Here is a 1,122-nt window from a genome sequence, read left to right on the forward strand (position 1 = left end):
GGCGTTGTCCGCACCGGAGAGCGTGAAGGTGCCCTCCTCGTCGACCCGCTTGGGGTGACCGCCGGTGGTGCCGGAGAGCGGGAAGTCGGTCGAGGTGACGGCCGCGGAGGGCGAAGAACGGTCGACGAAGAAGTAGCACCGCTCGCTGTCGGTGCTCTGCAGGGTGTCGTCCTGCGTGTTCGCGAACCAGTAGTACTTGTGCCCGTCCTTCAGGGTCCCGAAGTCGGCGGTGACGTCCCCGGAAGAGGCGTTCCAGCCGGTGTTGACGTACTGGGCGCTGCCGTTGTTGTCCTCGTCCACGAGGGCGAAGTTCGACTGGAGCTGGCGCCCGGTGGGGGAGGTGGTGGCGACGGTCACCGACGTGTTGGAAGTGAGGCCGATCCAGCCCGGGTTGTCCCAGGGGTTGACGGCGCCGGCCGTGCGGCAGGCGGCGTAGGTGCCGGTGGCGGCGAAGCCGGGGGTGGGGCTGGTGCGGGGGGTCCCGATGACGGGTCGGATGTCGTAGGTGACCGTGACGTGCGGGGTGTTGGTGAACCGCTGGCGGTAGTACATGTTGCCTTCGTCGTCCGGCGCGAAGCCGAACGTGAAGTGGGGCCACTTGTCCCGGGCGGCGGCCTTCATCTGGCTGGTGACGTCGTACTGGATCTCACCCGTGCCCGACATCCAGACGCCACCGATCTTGGGGCAGCCGCCCATCCGCGAGTTCTTGTCGCAGGGCTGGTTGTTCCAGGTGGTCGGGTTGTTGATGGGGCCGGTCTGGTACAGGCCCATCGGGGTCGACGTGCTGGGGCTCGAGGAGGAGGTGACGGTGGCGCGGAGCCTGGCGTCGATGACCTCGGTGTCGTAGATCGTCGAGTTGATCCCGACCTGGAAGTAGGCGCGCTCGCGGCCCTTGCGGGTGCACGTGGAGTAGCCGCAGTAGCCGGTGGCCGGGGTGTTCTGGCCGTCGGTGGTCGAGTTGTACTCGTTGGTGTCCGGGTACGCCTCCTGGACCTGCGACCACGCGCGCGTGGTGTTGTCGGCGGAGGGGTTGACGCCCGGGTCGATGTACCAGGGGCCGGTGCCCTGGCCGAGGAGGGAGGTGTCGGGGGTCAGGTCGATGCCGGTGGCGTCGGCCTTGAC

Annotated in this window: 1 pseudogene; it reads right to left on the minus strand. The window is 68.4% G+C overall.

The window, feature by feature from the left end:
- Positions 1-1,122 (minus strand): annotated as a pseudogene (locus ABZY44_RS37765) (hypothetical protein); the annotation flags it as partial.

It is taken from the genome of Streptomyces sp. NPDC006544, assembly GCF_040611715.1.
GTDB lineage: Bacteria > Actinomycetota > Actinomycetes > Streptomycetales > Streptomycetaceae > Streptomyces.